Source organism: Variovorax sp. 01T432 (assembly GCF_056398605.1).
In genome coordinates, this window is record NZ_JBFTPS010000094.1 from 1 (window position 1) to 13,603 (window position 13,603).

Genomic DNA, 13,603 nt, shown 5'->3' on the forward strand with positions numbered 1-13,603 from the left:
ATTGCGCGCCAGGGCCATCGAAGCACCCCGGTGCGGGCACGCCTCGTCGAAGAATCCAACCCGCCCGTTCGTCGCCCGGAAGGCCACGTAGTTCTCTCCGAACAGCCGCACGCGCTCCGGCTTGCCGTCGGCCTCCAGCGTTTCGGACAACGCCGCAGGGATCCACCAGTGCTGCTTGATCATCCGCCCCATGGGCGCACCGTTGGAGACGCGGGTCAGCAGCTCGTTTTCTTCTCTAGTCAACATGATCGGTTCCCAAAGTGCCGCGGTCAGTCGGCGGCGCTCCACATGACGAAGCCTGCGCCGACACCGGTGCCGGCCGGCGTACGTTGCAAGGGGTAGTACTCGACGGAACGTACGGGCAATTTTTCGAGCGCGCCCGCCGCCATGACCCAGTTCAGGATTTCCGAGGAGCCCGAGTTCAATGCGCCACGCGGAATGCTGCGCAGCGCGGCATGGTCGCCGGACTCGATGGCAGCCAACGCACCACGGTCGCGCTCCTCGTCCACGACAAAGTGACTCAGACCGCCCGATGCAACGACCGCCACCCGCAGATCGAGCTTGCTCGATTCGATGGCCTCGGCCAGTGCCCGGCCCATGTCGTGGCAGCGCGATGCGCTCGGCACGTTGGGCGGGAAATAGGTGTTGAGCATAATGGGAACGATCGGGATCGTCCGGTTGCGGAACAGCCGCTTGACGATGAAACCGTACGCATGGCCGAAGCCGGCCTTCAGCGGGTCGTCCACCCGGTCGGACACCGCCATGTCGATGTTTCGATCGACCATGCCGGCAATCAGTTCGAGCGCGAATTCAGGGGCTCCCGGCACGCTGTGGACCTTGTCCATCAGGTAGCCGTGACGCACCGTACGCAGCCAGTCCGGCGTGGCCGGATCCTGCAGCTTGTCCATCATGAGAACGTCACGACCGTGGTACATGGCGACCGCGGGTTGATTGGCCGGTCCAAAAAGCTCGGCCTGATCGTCGCCGATGATCACCACAACGTCCGGGTTGGCGTCTTCCAGCGCGTCGGCAAGCCGGTCGAGCGCGGCCTGGCACTGCCTGGACTTCTCCATGAGCACTTCCGGCGTGACCACGTCTTCGTAGCGGGGCCCGACTTCGGCGAGCAGTTCCTCGTAGTTCACGAAGCGGCCGTCCGACAGGTTCAGGCGGGTGTTCGCGTAGTCGGCCGCGGCGCGATGCTTCCACTCGTCGCCGGTCAATGCCAGCAAGGGCGTGTGCGCGGTGGCTATGCCCAGAACAGTCTTTGCCATGGGTGAATGCGCTTTCTCAATGATGCGTTGTGCGAAAGAAAAGAGCCGAGGACGGCTCTTTTCGATGTGAACGGCCCGGGTCGGGCCGCTCGCCCCTGGAGGTCAGTCCTTCTTGAAGCGCGAATAAAGGCGCGTGCAGTTGCACTCGAAAATGTTTTCGCGATCCTTCTCGGACAGGAAGGAGATGTTCTCGATCACGGGCTTCAGGTCGTCCAGGTCCAGGCCGGTCTCGGGGCTCTTGGCACTGCCCGTTCCCGGCTTCTCGGTGCCGAACAGCACGCGATCGGCGCCCACCTTCTTGATCAGGAGTTCGATCGCGTCCTGGTCGTAGGTGCAGGTGTCGAAGTTCAGTCGCTTGAGCTTGTCGTCGAAGCTCTCGCCGCGGCGCACGGCCCAAGCCCSGAAGCGGCCCATGTGATAAGGAATGGCGCCGCCGCCGTGCGGGAAGATCAGCTTCAGGTTGGGGAAGCGCTCGAACACGTCCGAGTTCAGGAGCGAGATGATCCCGATGCTTTCCTCGTTGATGAACTTCAGCGTGTAGCTCTCGCGCGGCTGGCAGCTGCCGGCCGAGTGAATCAGCGCAGGGATGTCGAGTTCGCACAGCTTCTCGTACAGCGGGAACCAGAACGGGTCGCCCAGTCCGGGAGGCGGCGCGCCGTCGCCCTCGGTGGGATCGGGGTTCAGCAGGCAGCCGATGAAGCCTTGCTCCTTGACACGGAAGTCCAGTTCCTTGAAGCAGTTGACGGGGCTCTCGTCGCGGTACTGCGGCAGCCCGGCCACGGCGCGGAAGCGCTTGGGGAACATCTTGACCGTCTCGAAAACCAGGTCGTTCATGTGGGCGGTCCACATGGCCGTCACCTTGGCCGGCTTGATCGAGTGCATCTGCATGTACGGGCGCGGCGACAGGAACTGGATGTCCGTGCCGACGCGGTCCATGATGTCGATGATCGACTGGCCGGCCGCGCGCACCGACGCCTCGACCAGCGTCGGCTTGCGCACCGGGTTGGCACGGCTCGACACCAGCTCGCCCATGAACTGGTAACTCTCCTTGGGGATCACCACGTGGGCGTGGGAATCGATGATGAGTGGCATTAACTTCTCCTGTTGAATTTGCGGAAAACGGATGGGGAAATCGTCGACGGGGCTCTCAAAGGTCCAACGTCAGCTCGGGAGTGAGTGCGCGTGACACGCACAACTTCATGCGGTCGCGCGGGGGCCGCGACGTATGCCGGTACACCGGATCGAGATGCTCCGGCAGTCCATCGAGCACCCTGACTTCGCAGGCGCCACAGTGGCCCGTGTGGCAGGCATGGCGGACATGCACTCGGGCGTCGAGCACGATGTCGAGGATCGAACGCCCGGCGGGCACGTCGAGGCTGAGCGCCGACCGGGCGAGCACGACCCGAAGCGGACGGCGCGGGAGAGCTGCTGGGACGTCGCTCATGCAGCGCGCACCACATCACAGCATTTCGCGCCACTTGGCCTCTCCGTCGAAGACCTCGGCAATCGGACGAACCGTGCGGTAGTCGATGTCGTCGTGCCTTGCAAAGGTCGGCAGCTTGCCCTGCATGAAGTCGCGCACGGCCGTGAGCAGGCACCGGCGCACCTGCACCACCGCACCGTCGCCGGCGCCCAGGTATTCTTTGCTCCGGTCGACGATCGGACCCTGGCTCTCGAGGATGGCGAAGTCCTCCGTGCCCAGCGCCTGCAGGAACCCGGTGAAGTGGCCCTGGCGCATTGCGTCGCGGTCCTGGCCCCAGTTGTCGTCCGGGCCGCCAGGCGCCGCGGGCGGCCAAGAGTTCGGGGTGCTGGGGCACCAGTACGGGTCGTAGGGGACCGGGCCGTCGAGCACGTAGGTGATGTGCCAGTACCAGATGTTTTCGTCGTCGATGGGCACGGAGAAGAACATGCCGGCGCGCGTCTTCTCGTTGGCGGTGCGCGGCGCGATGACGCCGAACCACGGCATCACGAACGAGTTGGCGCGCACGTAGGACTTGCCGTCGGGCAGCTCACGGATCGACGCGTAGCGGAAGCCATAGGGCTTTTGCTCGATCTGGTAGACCGGCGCCTGGTTGACCGACGCATTGGCGATGTCGCTCACCAGCCAGCTCTGGTGCAGCACGCCCAGGTGCGCGGAATCCATCGTCGTCTCGACACCCTGCAGCCAGTTGCACTTGATGCGCTGGCGAAAGGCGGACACGTTCGCGGACGGAAGGCCGGTGAACGGGAAGTCCTGGAACTTCGGCGGCGTGTCGCCCTCGCCCAGCCACACCCACACGATGCCGGCCTCCTCGCGCACCGGGTAGTGCTTGAGCGGCACGTGCTTGCAGTACTCAGCCTCGTTCTGCGGCTGGGTGGGTACTGCGACGGTGACGCCGTCGACCGAGAACTTCCAGCCGTGGTAGATGCAGCGCAGCGCGTTGTCTTCATTGCGCGCCAGGGCCATCGACGCGCCGCGGTGCGGGCAGGCTTCGTCGAAGAAGCCGACCCGCCCGTTCGTCGCGCGGAAGGCGACGTAGTTCTCTCCGAACAGGCGCACGCGCTCGGGCTTGCCGTCGGCTTCCAGCATCTGGGACAGCGCGGCCGGGATCCACCAGTGCTGCCTGATCATGCAGCCCATGGGCGCGCCGTTGGATACACGGGTCAGCAGTTCGTTGTCTTCTTTGGTCAGCATGAGAGGAAATCCGTAGGAAATATGGGTGGCAGTGGTGTCCGGTGAAGCACGCCGCGGCCGTCAGCGGCGCATGGCCTTCGGGTCCATGGCGTCGCGCAAGGCATCGCCCAGGAGGCTGAAGGAAAACACCGTCAGGCTGATGGCCAGGCCGGGAAACAGAATGACCCAGGGTGCCGTCGAGAAGACCTCGATGCTCACGCCCGACAACATCAGGCCCCATGCCGGCGCCGGCTCGGCCACGCCCAGCCCCAGGAAGGAAAGAGACGCCTCGAGCAGGATGGTCTGCGCGGTGAATGCGCTGACCATCACCAGCCAGGGAGACAACAGGGCCGGCAGCATGTGGCACCGGATCACGCGGGCATGCGAGAAGCCCAGGGCCTTGGCCGCATCGATGTACGGACTGGCGCGAACCGTCAGCGCTGCGCCGCGCATCACGCGAGCCATGACCGGCACATAGGGCAACGCGATGGCGAGCAGCAGGTTGATGTCGATGCCGCGGACCTCGTTGCGGCCGAGCACCGCGACCATCACCGTCGCTGCGACGATCAGCGGCACCGACTGGAAGATCTCGGTGCCGCGCTGGATCACCGTATCCACCCGCCCGCCGAAATAAGCGGACGTGACGCCGATGAGACCGCCCACGATGGACCCGAGCAGCGCGGTGCTGATGCCCAGCAGCAGCGCCGGGCGGGTGCCATACAGCACGCGGGACAGCACGTCCCGCCCGTAGCCGTCCGTCCCCATCCAGTGCGCGGCGCTGGGCGCCTGCAGCAAGGCGTCGAATCGGGTTTCGAGTGGATCGTAGGGCGCCACCTGCGCGGCAAAGGTGCCCAGCAGCAGCATGGCCAGGATGCCGAGCAGCGCAAGCAGGCCGAGCGGCTGGTTGCGTGCGAACCGCATGACCGCCTGCACCCAAAGCCCTTTCGGAATGATGTGGGTGGCTCCGGCGTGTCCGGCCGGCACGGTGGATTGCTGCAATTGGGAGTTCATCGCGGACGGTTCAATGGAAACGGATGCGGGGGTCGAGGAAGGCGCAGAGCACGTCCACCACGAAATTGGTCAACACATAGATGAGGGCGAACAGCATCACGAGCCCTTGCAGCAGGGCCAGGTCGTTGACGTTCACGGCCTGGATCAGCAGCCTGCCGATCCCGTTGATGTTGAAGACCTGCTCGGTCACGACCAGGCCGCCCAGCAAACCGGCGAACTCGATGCCCATCACCGTCACCACCGGAAGCAATGCGTTGGACAGTGCATGGCGCCAGACCACCTTGCGCGGCGACACGCCCTTGGAGCGCGCGGTTCGGATGTAGTCCTCGCCCAGGATTTCGAGCAGGGACGAGCGGAGCAGTCGCGCGTTCACCGACGACAAGCGCCAACCCACCACCAGCGCGGGGAAAACCAGCTGCGCCAGGTACTCCATCGGCTGCCTCGTGAAGCTCGCTGCCTCGATGGATGGAATCCAGCCGAACAGGGAGAGCAGCGACAACAGCACGAGCATCCCGAGCCAGAAGCCCGGCACGGACAACCCCGTCACCGTGAGCACCCGTATCAGCTGGTCCAGCCACGTTCCGCGCGCGAGTGCCGCGGTGACACCGAGCGGCAGTGCGAGCAGCGATCCGATCACCATCGCGAGGAAGGCGATCTGGATCGTCACGCCGAGACGGCTGGAGATCTCCTGCGTGATCGGCTTCTCGCTCCACAACGACACGCCGAGATCACCCCGGGCAAGACCGCTGATCCAGGAGATGTATTGCCCGGACACCGGCTTGTCCAAGCCGAAGCGTGCGCGCTCCCGGGCCAGCGCCTCGCTGGAAATTGTTCCTCCCGAATGGGTGTACTTGAACTCCACCGGATCACCCGGCAGGACGCGCAGCATGAAGAAAATCAGCGTTGCGACGCCCAGGAGCGTGACCACGAACTGAAGAAGTCTACGGAGCAGGAATTGGGTCATGCGCAAGCCTTACTGAAACCGCAAGCAGGCGACCTGATGTCCCGGCTTGATTTCGCGCAACTGCGGCAGCTCGCCAGCGCACTCGGCGATCGCCACCGGACACCGGGTGCGGAAGGCGCAACCCGATGGGGGCGAGGACGGGCTGGGCGGCTCGCCTCGCAGCGGAATGGTCTTGTAGGACCGCTCGCGCTCCGGATCCGGGCTGGGCGCCGCGGCCAGGAGAGCCTGCGTGTAGGGATGCAGTGGGTTGGCATAGAACTCGCCGCAATCCGCGACTTCGACGACCCGCCCCAGGTACATGACCATCACGCGGGTCGCGATCTGGCGAACCACGGCCAGGTCATGGCCGATAAAGAGGTAGGACAGCTGCAGCCGCTCCTGGAGATCGCCCAGCAGGTTCAGCACTTGCGCCTGCACCGACACGTCCAGCGCAGACACGGCCTCGTCGCAGATGACGAAAGAAGGCTTCATCGCCAGCGCGCGCGCGATGCCCACGCGCTGCCGCTGTCCACCCGAGAGCTGGTGCGGGAAGCGGTCGAAGAGATCCGTGCGAAGACCCACGTCGAGCAGCAGCTGCGCCGCCATCTGGTCGGCATCGTTGCGGCTGCGCGCGATCTTGTGAACACGCAGCGGCTCTGCAACGATCTCGCCGATGCGCTGGTGAGGATTCAACGACGCATACGGATCCTGGAAAACAACCTGGCACTGGCGGCGGAACGAACGCAGGTCGTTGTCGCCCAGATGCGTGATGTCCTGGTCCTGGAAAAGGATGCGCCCTGCCGTGGGCTCCTCCAGCCGCAGCAGCAGCTTGCCCAACGTCGATTTGCCGCAGCCCGACTCGCCCACGAGGCCGAGCGCTTCCTGGCGCCCGATGGTGAAGTTGACGTCGCGCACCGCCTGGATGTCCACTTTCCTGCCGAACATCCCCGTGCGGATCGAGTAGGTCTTCTCGAGGTTTTCGACGCGGATGAGGGGGGTGTCATCCGCGTCCGCGGGCGCCACCGGCTGCTGCGTGCGGCCAGGCAACTGCGCGGCGGCCTGCGCCTGCCACTGGATGACGCCGTCGGCAAGGTCGCCGGCCCGCACGCACGCCGACATTGAACCCACGTCGGTGCGCACCATCGTCATGACCCCACCGCATTGCGCAATGGCGTGCGGGCAACGAGGTGCGAATGAACATCCTGCGGGGACGTTCCGCGGATTGGGAGGCAAGCCCTCGATGGCTTCCAGCCGCTGCGACAGCGCACCGCTGAGCCGGGGTACCGAGGCCAGCAGTCCGGCGGTGTAGAGATGGCGCGGCTCGGCGAAAACCACGCGGGCGTCGCCCTGCTCCACCAACTGGCCGGCATACATGATCAGCACGCGATCCGCATAGCGCGCCACCAGCCCCAGGTTGTGCGTGATGATGACCAGCGCCACGCCCAGCCGTTTGCACAGGTCCTGCATCAGATCCAGGATCTGCGCCTGGATCGTGACGTCCAGCGCAGTGGTCGGCTCGTCGGCGATCAACAGCTCGGGGCCGCATGCCAACCCGATCGCGATCATCACGCGCTGACGCATGCCGCCGGAGAACTGGTGGGGGTACTGGTCCAGCCGGGCTGGCGCATCAGGAATACCGACCAGCCCCAGGAGCTCGACGGCGCGAGCGCGCGCCTGCTCGGTGGTCATGGCCAGGTGAATCCGCAGCGGCTCGATCAGCTGCGAGCCGATCGTCATCACGGGATTCAGCGCCGTCATCGGGTCCTGGAAGATCATGCCGATCCGGCGACCCCGCAGCGCCCTGAGCGAGGGCTCATCGAGCCCCAGGAGTTGGGATCCATCCAGCTCGATGCATCCCTGCGTGACCCGCGCCGCCCCCGGCAACAGGCCCAGGATCGACAGCGCGCTGACCGACTTGCCGGAACCTGATTCCCCAACCACGGCGACGATCTCGCCCTTTCGGACCGCAAGCGTGAGTTTCTTCACGACGCTGAAGGAGCGGCCGTCATCCGAGAACTCGACGGTCAGATCCCGGACATTCAACATGTCCGGATCATTTGACCGCAGGTGCGGGGATGCTGCACCGCTCGACGACGCCAGACTCGTTTCTGATGCTCTCAAGATTGCTTCCTGCATTTCTTCATGATCGTATCGCACTGCGTTTTTGCCCATGACAACATTATTGAGTCACGCTTCATCTTTGGCAAGTATACTGACCTGCGATCGAGCCACGTTCCCCGCGTTAACCCTCGGTCAGCGCGCGCCACCCGTGCGGTAACTCGGCCTTTAGCAGCACCTGCGAGACTCTTGTGACATGAACAGCACCACCGACTCTTCGCCCCCTCTCTCGTGGAGCGACACACTTCTGACCGGCTACGCGCCGATGGACCACGAGCACCGCGAGTTCGTCGCGACGGTGTGCGCATTGCAGACCTGCCCCGACGAGCACTTCGCCGCACACCTCGATGAATTCCACGTCCACGCGCAGTCCCATTTCGCGGGCGAGGACCGCTGGATGGCCGACTCCGAGTACCCCAAGGGCGATTGCCACGTCGCCGAACATCGCGCGGTGATGCAGTCGGTTGAAGAAGTGCGCGAACTGATCGCCGCCAACGCGCCGGGCGCCATCGCGGTCGGCCGCAGGCTTGCCGATGAGCTGGCCAACTGGTTTCCGGCCCACGCGCAGCACCTGGATTCGGCGCTCGCGCATTGGGTGGCCCAACGGACGCTCGGTGGCAAGCCTGTCGTGCTGCGTCGCAACGTGTCGAGTTCGGCCCAGGGTCCGCTACATGAAGGGAAGACGATGCCGAACGGGATGGCCCAATGAAAATCGCGCGGTTCAACGAAGGACGGCTCGGCGTCGTGCTCGACGAGCAGCACTTCGTCGACATCACCGACGTGATCGGATGCGACCCGCAGCAGTGGCCGCCTGTCGGCGCCACCTCATTGATCGCAAGCTTCTCGTCGCTTCAGCCCGCGATCACGCAGGCCCTCCCGGGCCTGCGTCGCATTGCACTGAGCTCCGTCCAGCTGCTGACCCCGGTGCCCTGGCCCAACAAGGTGATCGCCTACCCTGTGAACTACCACAGCCACGGGCAGGAGTTGCAGACGAACTACCGGGCAAGGCAACAAGGCTTTTTCCTGAAGCCAAACTCGTCCCTCTCAGGGCCATCCGAGCCACTGGTTCTGCCCCTGGTACCCGGGCGCGAGGTACATCACGAGTCCGAATTGGCCGTGGTGATCGGCAAGCAGGGCCGGAGCATCGCGCGCAACGACTGGGAGGACTACGTTTTCGGCTACGCCTGCCTGCTGGACATGACAGTGCGCGGCCGCGAAGAGCGCGTGTTCCGCAAGGCGTACGACAGCTTCTGCCCGGTAGGTCCCCGGATCACTACAGCCGATGAGGTGGGTGACGCACCACTATTCGGGCAGCTATCCCGCTGCGCGCTTCCGCGCCGGCGTCTTCGTGAAGGCGCCGTTTCAGAAGGCTAGGCTCGCGGGGGTTGGCGTCTTCAGCGTTCCGATGAACCAAAGAGTGATCCCCGCGTACTTCCAGGATCTTGATGCGTCGCAGGGTGTTGAGCTCGGCCGCTTTGTTCTTGAGGAGAGCCTAGCGGCCAACGCCGAGAGCTGGGCACTTACTCGCATGAAGAGACTCCTGCGTGAGGCCCTGCCGACGGTGCGCGGCGTCGTCGCCTATTCCGACCCCATTGAACGACGCGACGAAGCCGGCGTCCTCGTGAAGCGTGGCCACGTGGGCACGATCTACAAGGCAACCAATGCGGCGTATCGCGGCCTATCGAGCGCGCGCACATTGTGGCTGGCAGCCAACGGGGCCAGCCTGGCAGATCGACTGCTCTCGAAGGTTCGCAACTCGGAGACCGGGGAGCGCTACGCGATGGAGCGCCTCGCAGCACTTGGAGCGCCGCGGCGCCAGCCGCATGAGGAAGGAGTCGCGTACATCGGCCGCCTGAAGCACGAACTCTGGCTCAAGCCGATGCGTCATCCGGGGAATCACGCATTCACCTGGAACATTTGACGCCCCCCGCTCAACGGTTCGGTCCGCGCGTACCATGTGCTAATTAGGCTCTGTTGAATTTCAAGTGGGTTGCGGGGCATGCGGGTTGATCGCATGAAAGTCGAGCTTTCCCGCGATCAGGAAGATGACGGTCTTGATGGTGGACAGGCGCACGAAGCCGCGTGCGCGACGCTTGGCAGCCTGGAACAGGCCGTTGATGGCCTCGAGGAAGCCCTTGCAATAGGTCCTGTCCACTACGAGCCAGACCGCAATGTTCCGCCGGATTTCTTGGTCGGCGGCAGTGTCGCGGTCGAAGTGCGGCGCCTCAATCAAAACCACGAATGGTCGGACGGAACCTACGAAGGGCTTGAGCAGTTGTGGATCCCGCTCTGGCAACGCCTTAGGAGGCACCTACCTTCTCTTGGCCCTTCTCTGGCAGGTGAGTGCTGGTACGCGTGCTGACCCTGCCTCGATTTCACGTACAGCAAGAAGTTGGTAACTTCTGGAGTACGGAGAAAATGAAATGAGAGATGGCAAATTGCCGAAGCGGCAGTACACGGACGAGTTCAAAATCGAAGCCATCAGGCTGTCGGATTCGGTGGGCGGCCATGAGGCTGCGCGGAGGCTTGGGATTCCCTCAGCGACGTTGAGCAACTGGTCGCGCAAGCGCAGGCCAGTGGACGTGGGGTCGGCGCCAGAGACGGCCACAGCGCAGCCGCTTCGTCGACCGGTGACGGAATTGGAAGCGGAGAACAGCCGACTTCGCAAGGAACTCGCTGATGCGAAGCTGGATGTGGAAATCCTTCGAAAAGCGACGGCGTACTTTGCCAAGGGGTCGCGATGAAGTACGCTTGGATCGAGAATCATCGCGACGAATACACCGTCAGCCGGCTGTGCCGAGTTCTGTCGGTGTCCCGCACGGGATACTGCCAATGGCGCGTGCGAGCGCCCAGCACGCGGGCCCTGGCAAACAAGGATCTGGATGCCAAGGTGCAGGCCGTACACCGCGACAGTCGAGGTAGTTATGGTCGACCGCGCATCACGCAGCAACTCCGCCAGCAGGGCGAGCTCGTGAGCACTGAGCGGGTGCGCCGAAGCCTCAAGCGTCAAGGGCTGCGTCCGGTGTATCGGCGGCCTTGGGTGGCCACTACCGACTCAAGGCATCGCTTGCCGGTGGCACCCAACCTCCTGGATCGTCGCTTCGATGGCTGGCAGCCCAACCGGGCCTGGGTGGCCGACATCACGTATGTCGCAACCGACGAGGGCTGGCTGTACCTGGCCGTGGTGATGGACCTGGCGAGCCGCCGGATCGTGGGCTGGTCGATGTCCGATGCAATCGATGCGAAGCTGGTCTGTGCGGCACTGAGATCGGCCTACTGGCAGCGAAAGCCCGGTCCAGGGCTGCTTGTACATACAGATCGTGGAAGTCAATATGCAAGCCACGAGTACCGCCGCCTCGCGGCGGACTTCGCCATCACGATGTCGATGAGCAGGAAGGCAGACTGCTGGGACACTCAATTTAGGATCGATCTGAGCGCTGCTTTCGGTCTGACCCGTGCTGGGATTGGTGTCCTGCCTTTGCGTTGACCTGTCGGTCGGAATGCAGTGCTCATCTCGGCAATGCCGAGCCTGCTGCGAGTGACCTGATAGGAGCCTTGTCCTGCACCGTGAGTGTCCTGTCCTTCGGCATGGTTTGGTGACGCCAAAACTTTGTTGGCTGAAGGAAGATTCATGGAAAAGGTTGAAAGTCAAGCGGAGGTAATTCTCGGCGTAGACACGCATCTCGACGTTCATGTCGGCGTCGTCGTCGATACGATTGGCCGCGTGCAAGGGACTCTTGCGATCGCGACGAATCCCGATGGCTACGAGCAGTTGCTCACTTGGGCCCAAGGCTTCGGCGTATTGCTTCGGGCGGGAGTGGAGGGGACCGGATCCTACGGCTCCGGACTGACGCGCTACCTCGAAACGCGCGGCATCGCGGTCATCGAGGTGAATCGGCCAGACCGTTCCCGTCGACGCAGCCGCGGCAAGAACGATCCGACCGATGCAGAAAGTGCAGCGCGCACCGTGCTGGCAGACGATGCGAGATGCATCCCCAAGGCCCAGAGCGGCCTGGCAGAGGCTCTACGTACGTTGAGCGTGGCCCGTCGCAGCGCCGTCAAGGCCAAGACCCAAGCCATGAATCAACTTCGAGCACTGCTGGTAAGCGCACCGTCATTCATTCGCGATGTGGCCCTCAAGGTCAAGCCGGAGCATTGTGTTGCCGCCTGTGCGAAGCTGCATCTGGACGATGCCAGCCCTGTCGTGACCAGCTTGAAGACGACACTGCAGTTATTGGCAAAGCGGTGGATCGCGCTGCACGATGAACTTCGCGTCCTCGACAAGGAGCTCACGCGCCTAACGAAGCTGGCAGCCCCTCGGCTACTCGCCCGCTTCGGCGTCGGACCTCAGACCGCGGCGACCCTGCTCGTCACGGCTGGAGACAATCCTACAAGACTACGCAACGAAGCCGCTCTTGCTGCTCTGTGCGGGGTCGGCCCCCTCGAAGCATCCTCAGGGAAGGTATGTCGCCATCGATTGAATCGCGGTGGTCAACGGCAGGCGAATAACGCACTGTGGACCATTGCCATGGTTCGGATGCGCAGCGACGCACGCACGCGCGAATACGTCCTGAGACGCACCGGCGAGGGTCTCTCGAAGAAGGAAATCCACCGCTGCCTCAAACGCTACATAGTTCGCGAGCTGTACCCCCTGATCCTGGCCGACTTGAAAGATTCAATGCGTCCTGCTTGACATAGGAGCGTCAACGCGGCCATGGAGAGCTTCTTCAAGACGTTGAAAGTCGAGAGGATCTACCAGGTACGCTACGACACTCGGGCGCAGGCTCGCCTGGACATCGTGGACTGGATCGAGGGCTTCTACAACCGCGTGCGCATGCACACAGCCATCGGATACCTCGCCCCGGTCACAATGGAGCGCAGCCTCTCGGCTGCATGACTTGCTGTACGTGGAAACGGGGCAGGGTCATGCATCGACTTCGGCCGTCCCCTCGAGCGGTGGAGAACACTTCGGCCGCTGTTGGACTCAGCCTTGCGTGCATTCATGCTTGATCCAGAGCGCCGCCAAACGACCATACGACTCACGCCACGCTTTGCCGTTGAGCTTCTTCGATCCGGCAAGGATCACGAATCATTCTTCGTTCTCGGCGCCAGCAGCGACAACGATTCCGGAGGTTGGCTAATGGGCGAGGTGGAGCGAAACCTCCGTCTTTGCGTTGAGGAGAAGGAACGAAAGATCGCGCCATATCGCAAGAAGTACAGTAGGTGGTGGCTACTGCTGGTCGATCACATCGACTATGCGATGGAAGAGGAAGACCGCGAGATCTTTCGTCGCGAGGTCATGCCGACCCTCCAGCACTCATTCGAGAAGATCATCCTCGTTGATCCAAGGGATTACCGACGAGCGTTCGACGTCTGACTACTTGTTCGGTATTGACCTAAGTTCTCATTCTGCAACGGCGAGGGACGACCGATCGCTTCGCCGACGCTTTCTGACCAAGATGCGGCGCCAAGACGGTGAGGGATCGCTTCCGCTTCCGCTCGACCTCCGTTCAACCTAGCGCGTTTGCGGTCCGGTCTGTATCTTGGTTCGCAATGAACCGAAACTCCCAAGAACTACAAGCCATCGAACGCGCCGAAGCCGAGCTG

The 13,603-nt window shown here is 63.6% G+C and carries 13 protein-coding genes and 3 pseudogenes; 7 read left to right on the forward strand and 9 right to left on the reverse strand.

The window, feature by feature from the left end; all coding sequences use genetic code 11:
- The 8 genes from AC1DNF_RS34565 to AC1DNF_RS34600 form a co-directional block, all read right to left on the reverse strand.
- The coding region (locus AC1DNF_RS34565; protein ID WP_478153318.1) for a Rieske 2Fe-2S domain-containing protein at positions 1-246 on the reverse strand (246 nt) is incomplete at its 3' end.
- Between the two features lie 23 nt (positions 247-269).
- On the reverse strand, positions 270-1,271 hold the full coding sequence (locus AC1DNF_RS34570; RefSeq protein ID WP_478153320.1) for a DODA-type extradiol aromatic ring-opening family dioxygenase: 1,002 nt from the start codon (positions 1,269-1,271) through the stop codon (positions 270-272).
- A 102-nt stretch (positions 1,272-1,373) separates the two neighbouring features.
- The gene (locus tag AC1DNF_RS34575; RefSeq protein WP_478153322.1) at positions 1,374-2,363 is read right to left on the reverse strand and encodes an amidohydrolase family protein; all 990 of its coding nucleotides are present in this window, start codon (positions 2,361-2,363) and stop codon (positions 1,374-1,376) included.
- Between the two features lie 55 nt (positions 2,364-2,418).
- Positions 2,419-2,715: a 2Fe-2S iron-sulfur cluster binding domain-containing protein gene (locus AC1DNF_RS34580; protein ID WP_478153324.1), complete on the reverse strand. Its 297-nt coding sequence runs from the start codon at positions 2,713-2,715 to the stop codon at positions 2,419-2,421.
- Positions 2,716-2,730: 15 nt separating this feature from the next.
- The gene (locus AC1DNF_RS34585) at positions 2,731-3,945 is read right to left on the reverse strand and encodes a Rieske 2Fe-2S domain-containing protein (RefSeq protein ID WP_478153325.1); all 1,215 of its coding nucleotides are present in this window, start codon (positions 3,943-3,945) and stop codon (positions 2,731-2,733) included.
- A 60-nt stretch (positions 3,946-4,005) separates the two neighbouring features.
- Entirely contained in the window at positions 4,006-4,935 is a 930-nt protein-coding gene (locus tag AC1DNF_RS34590) for an ABC transporter permease (protein WP_478153327.1), read from the reverse strand.
- A gap of 10 nt (positions 4,936-4,945) precedes the next feature.
- Complete coding sequence (locus AC1DNF_RS34595) at positions 4,946-5,899, reverse strand: ABC transporter permease (RefSeq protein WP_478153328.1); 954 nt, start codon at positions 5,897-5,899, stop codon at positions 4,946-4,948.
- A 9-nt stretch (positions 5,900-5,908) separates the two neighbouring features.
- A complete protein-coding gene (locus AC1DNF_RS34600; RefSeq protein ID WP_478153329.1) occupies positions 5,909-7,924 on the reverse strand; it encodes an ABC transporter ATP-binding protein in 2,016 nt (671 codons plus the stop codon).
- Positions 7,925-8,192: 268 nt separating this feature from the next.
- On the opposite strand from AC1DNF_RS34600, the gene AC1DNF_RS34605 reads away from it, so the two are divergent.
- Genes AC1DNF_RS34605 through AC1DNF_RS34615 form a run of 3 tightly spaced genes read left to right on the forward strand, consistent with a single transcriptional unit; the run spans position 8,193 to position 9,917 of the window.
- Positions 8,193-8,705 (forward strand): bacteriohemerythrin, encoded by a 513-nt coding sequence (locus AC1DNF_RS34605; RefSeq protein ID WP_478153331.1) that lies wholly within the window; start codon positions 8,193-8,195, stop codon positions 8,703-8,705.
- Positions 8,702-9,370 carry a fumarylacetoacetate hydrolase family protein gene (locus AC1DNF_RS34610; RefSeq protein ID WP_478153333.1) on the forward strand — a complete coding sequence of 223 codons (669 nt, stop codon included), beginning with the start codon at positions 8,702-8,704 and terminating at the stop codon, positions 9,368-9,370. Before AC1DNF_RS34605 ends, AC1DNF_RS34610 begins: the two co-directional genes overlap by 4 nt.
- Positions 9,279-9,917, forward strand: coding sequence for a Mom family adenine methylcarbamoylation protein (locus AC1DNF_RS34615; protein ID WP_478153335.1), 639 nt, complete (start codon positions 9,279-9,281; stop codon positions 9,915-9,917). Before AC1DNF_RS34610 ends, AC1DNF_RS34615 begins: the two co-directional genes overlap by 92 nt.
- A gap of 60 nt (positions 9,918-9,977) precedes the next feature.
- Here the strand turns inward: AC1DNF_RS34615 and AC1DNF_RS34620 are convergent.
- A pseudogene (locus tag AC1DNF_RS34620) lies at positions 9,978-10,133 on the reverse strand (ISL3 family transposase); the annotation flags it as partial.
- 286 nt (positions 10,134-10,419) lie between these two features.
- Here AC1DNF_RS34620 and AC1DNF_RS34625 point away from each other — a divergent pair.
- From AC1DNF_RS34625 to AC1DNF_RS34640, 4 genes and pseudogenes are all read left to right on the forward strand, one after another.
- A pseudogene (locus tag AC1DNF_RS34625) lies at positions 10,420-11,408 on the forward strand (IS3 family transposase); the annotation flags it as partial.
- A 219-nt stretch (positions 11,409-11,627) separates the two neighbouring features.
- Positions 11,628-12,689: an IS110 family RNA-guided transposase gene (locus AC1DNF_RS34630; RefSeq protein WP_478153337.1), complete on the forward strand. Its 1,062-nt coding sequence runs from the start codon at positions 11,628-11,630 to the stop codon at positions 12,687-12,689.
- Between the two features lie 12 nt (positions 12,690-12,701).
- Positions 12,702-12,893, forward strand: a pseudogene (locus AC1DNF_RS34635) (IS3 family transposase); the annotation flags it as partial.
- A gap of 105 nt (positions 12,894-12,998) precedes the next feature.
- The gene (locus AC1DNF_RS34640) at positions 12,999-13,373 is read left to right on the forward strand and encodes a hypothetical protein (protein WP_478153339.1); all 375 of its coding nucleotides are present in this window, start codon (positions 12,999-13,001) and stop codon (positions 13,371-13,373) included.
- The last annotated feature ends 230 nt before the right edge of the window (positions 13,374-13,603 follow it).

Excerpts from the sequence above, each read along its gene's own strand:
- AC1DNF_RS34570 (WP_478153320.1), bottom strand. The coding sequence starts at position 1,271 with ATGGCAAAGACTGTTCTGGGCATAGCCACCGCGCACACGCCCTTGCTG.
- AC1DNF_RS34580 (WP_478153324.1), bottom strand. The coding sequence starts at position 2,715 with ATGAGCGACGTCCCAGCAGCTCTCCCGCGCCGTCCGCTTCGGGTCGTG.
- AC1DNF_RS34585 (WP_478153325.1), bottom strand. The coding sequence starts at position 3,945 with ATGCTGACCAAAGAAGACAACGAACTGCTGACCCGTGTATCCAACGGC.
- AC1DNF_RS34590 (WP_478153327.1), bottom strand. The coding sequence starts at position 4,935 with ATGAACTCCCAATTGCAGCAATCCACCGTGCCGGCCGGACACGCCGGA.
- AC1DNF_RS34595 (WP_478153328.1), bottom strand. The coding sequence starts at position 5,899 with ATGACCCAATTCCTGCTCCGTAGACTTCTTCAGTTCGTGGTCACGCTC.
- AC1DNF_RS34600 (WP_478153329.1), bottom strand. The coding sequence starts at position 7,924 with ATGTTGAATGTCCGGGATCTGACCGTCGAGTTCTCGGATGACGGCCGC.
- AC1DNF_RS34605 (WP_478153331.1), top strand. The coding sequence starts at position 8,193 with ATGAACAGCACCACCGACTCTTCGCCCCCTCTCTCGTGGAGCGACACA.
- AC1DNF_RS34610 (WP_478153333.1), top strand. The coding sequence starts at position 8,702 with ATGAAAATCGCGCGGTTCAACGAAGGACGGCTCGGCGTCGTGCTCGAC.
- AC1DNF_RS34615 (WP_478153335.1), top strand. The coding sequence starts at position 9,279 with ATGAGGTGGGTGACGCACCACTATTCGGGCAGCTATCCCGCTGCGCGC.
- AC1DNF_RS34630 (WP_478153337.1), top strand. The coding sequence starts at position 11,628 with ATGGAAAAGGTTGAAAGTCAAGCGGAGGTAATTCTCGGCGTAGACACG.
- AC1DNF_RS34640 (WP_478153339.1), top strand. The coding sequence starts at position 12,999 with ATGCTTGATCCAGAGCGCCGCCAAACGACCATACGACTCACGCCACGC.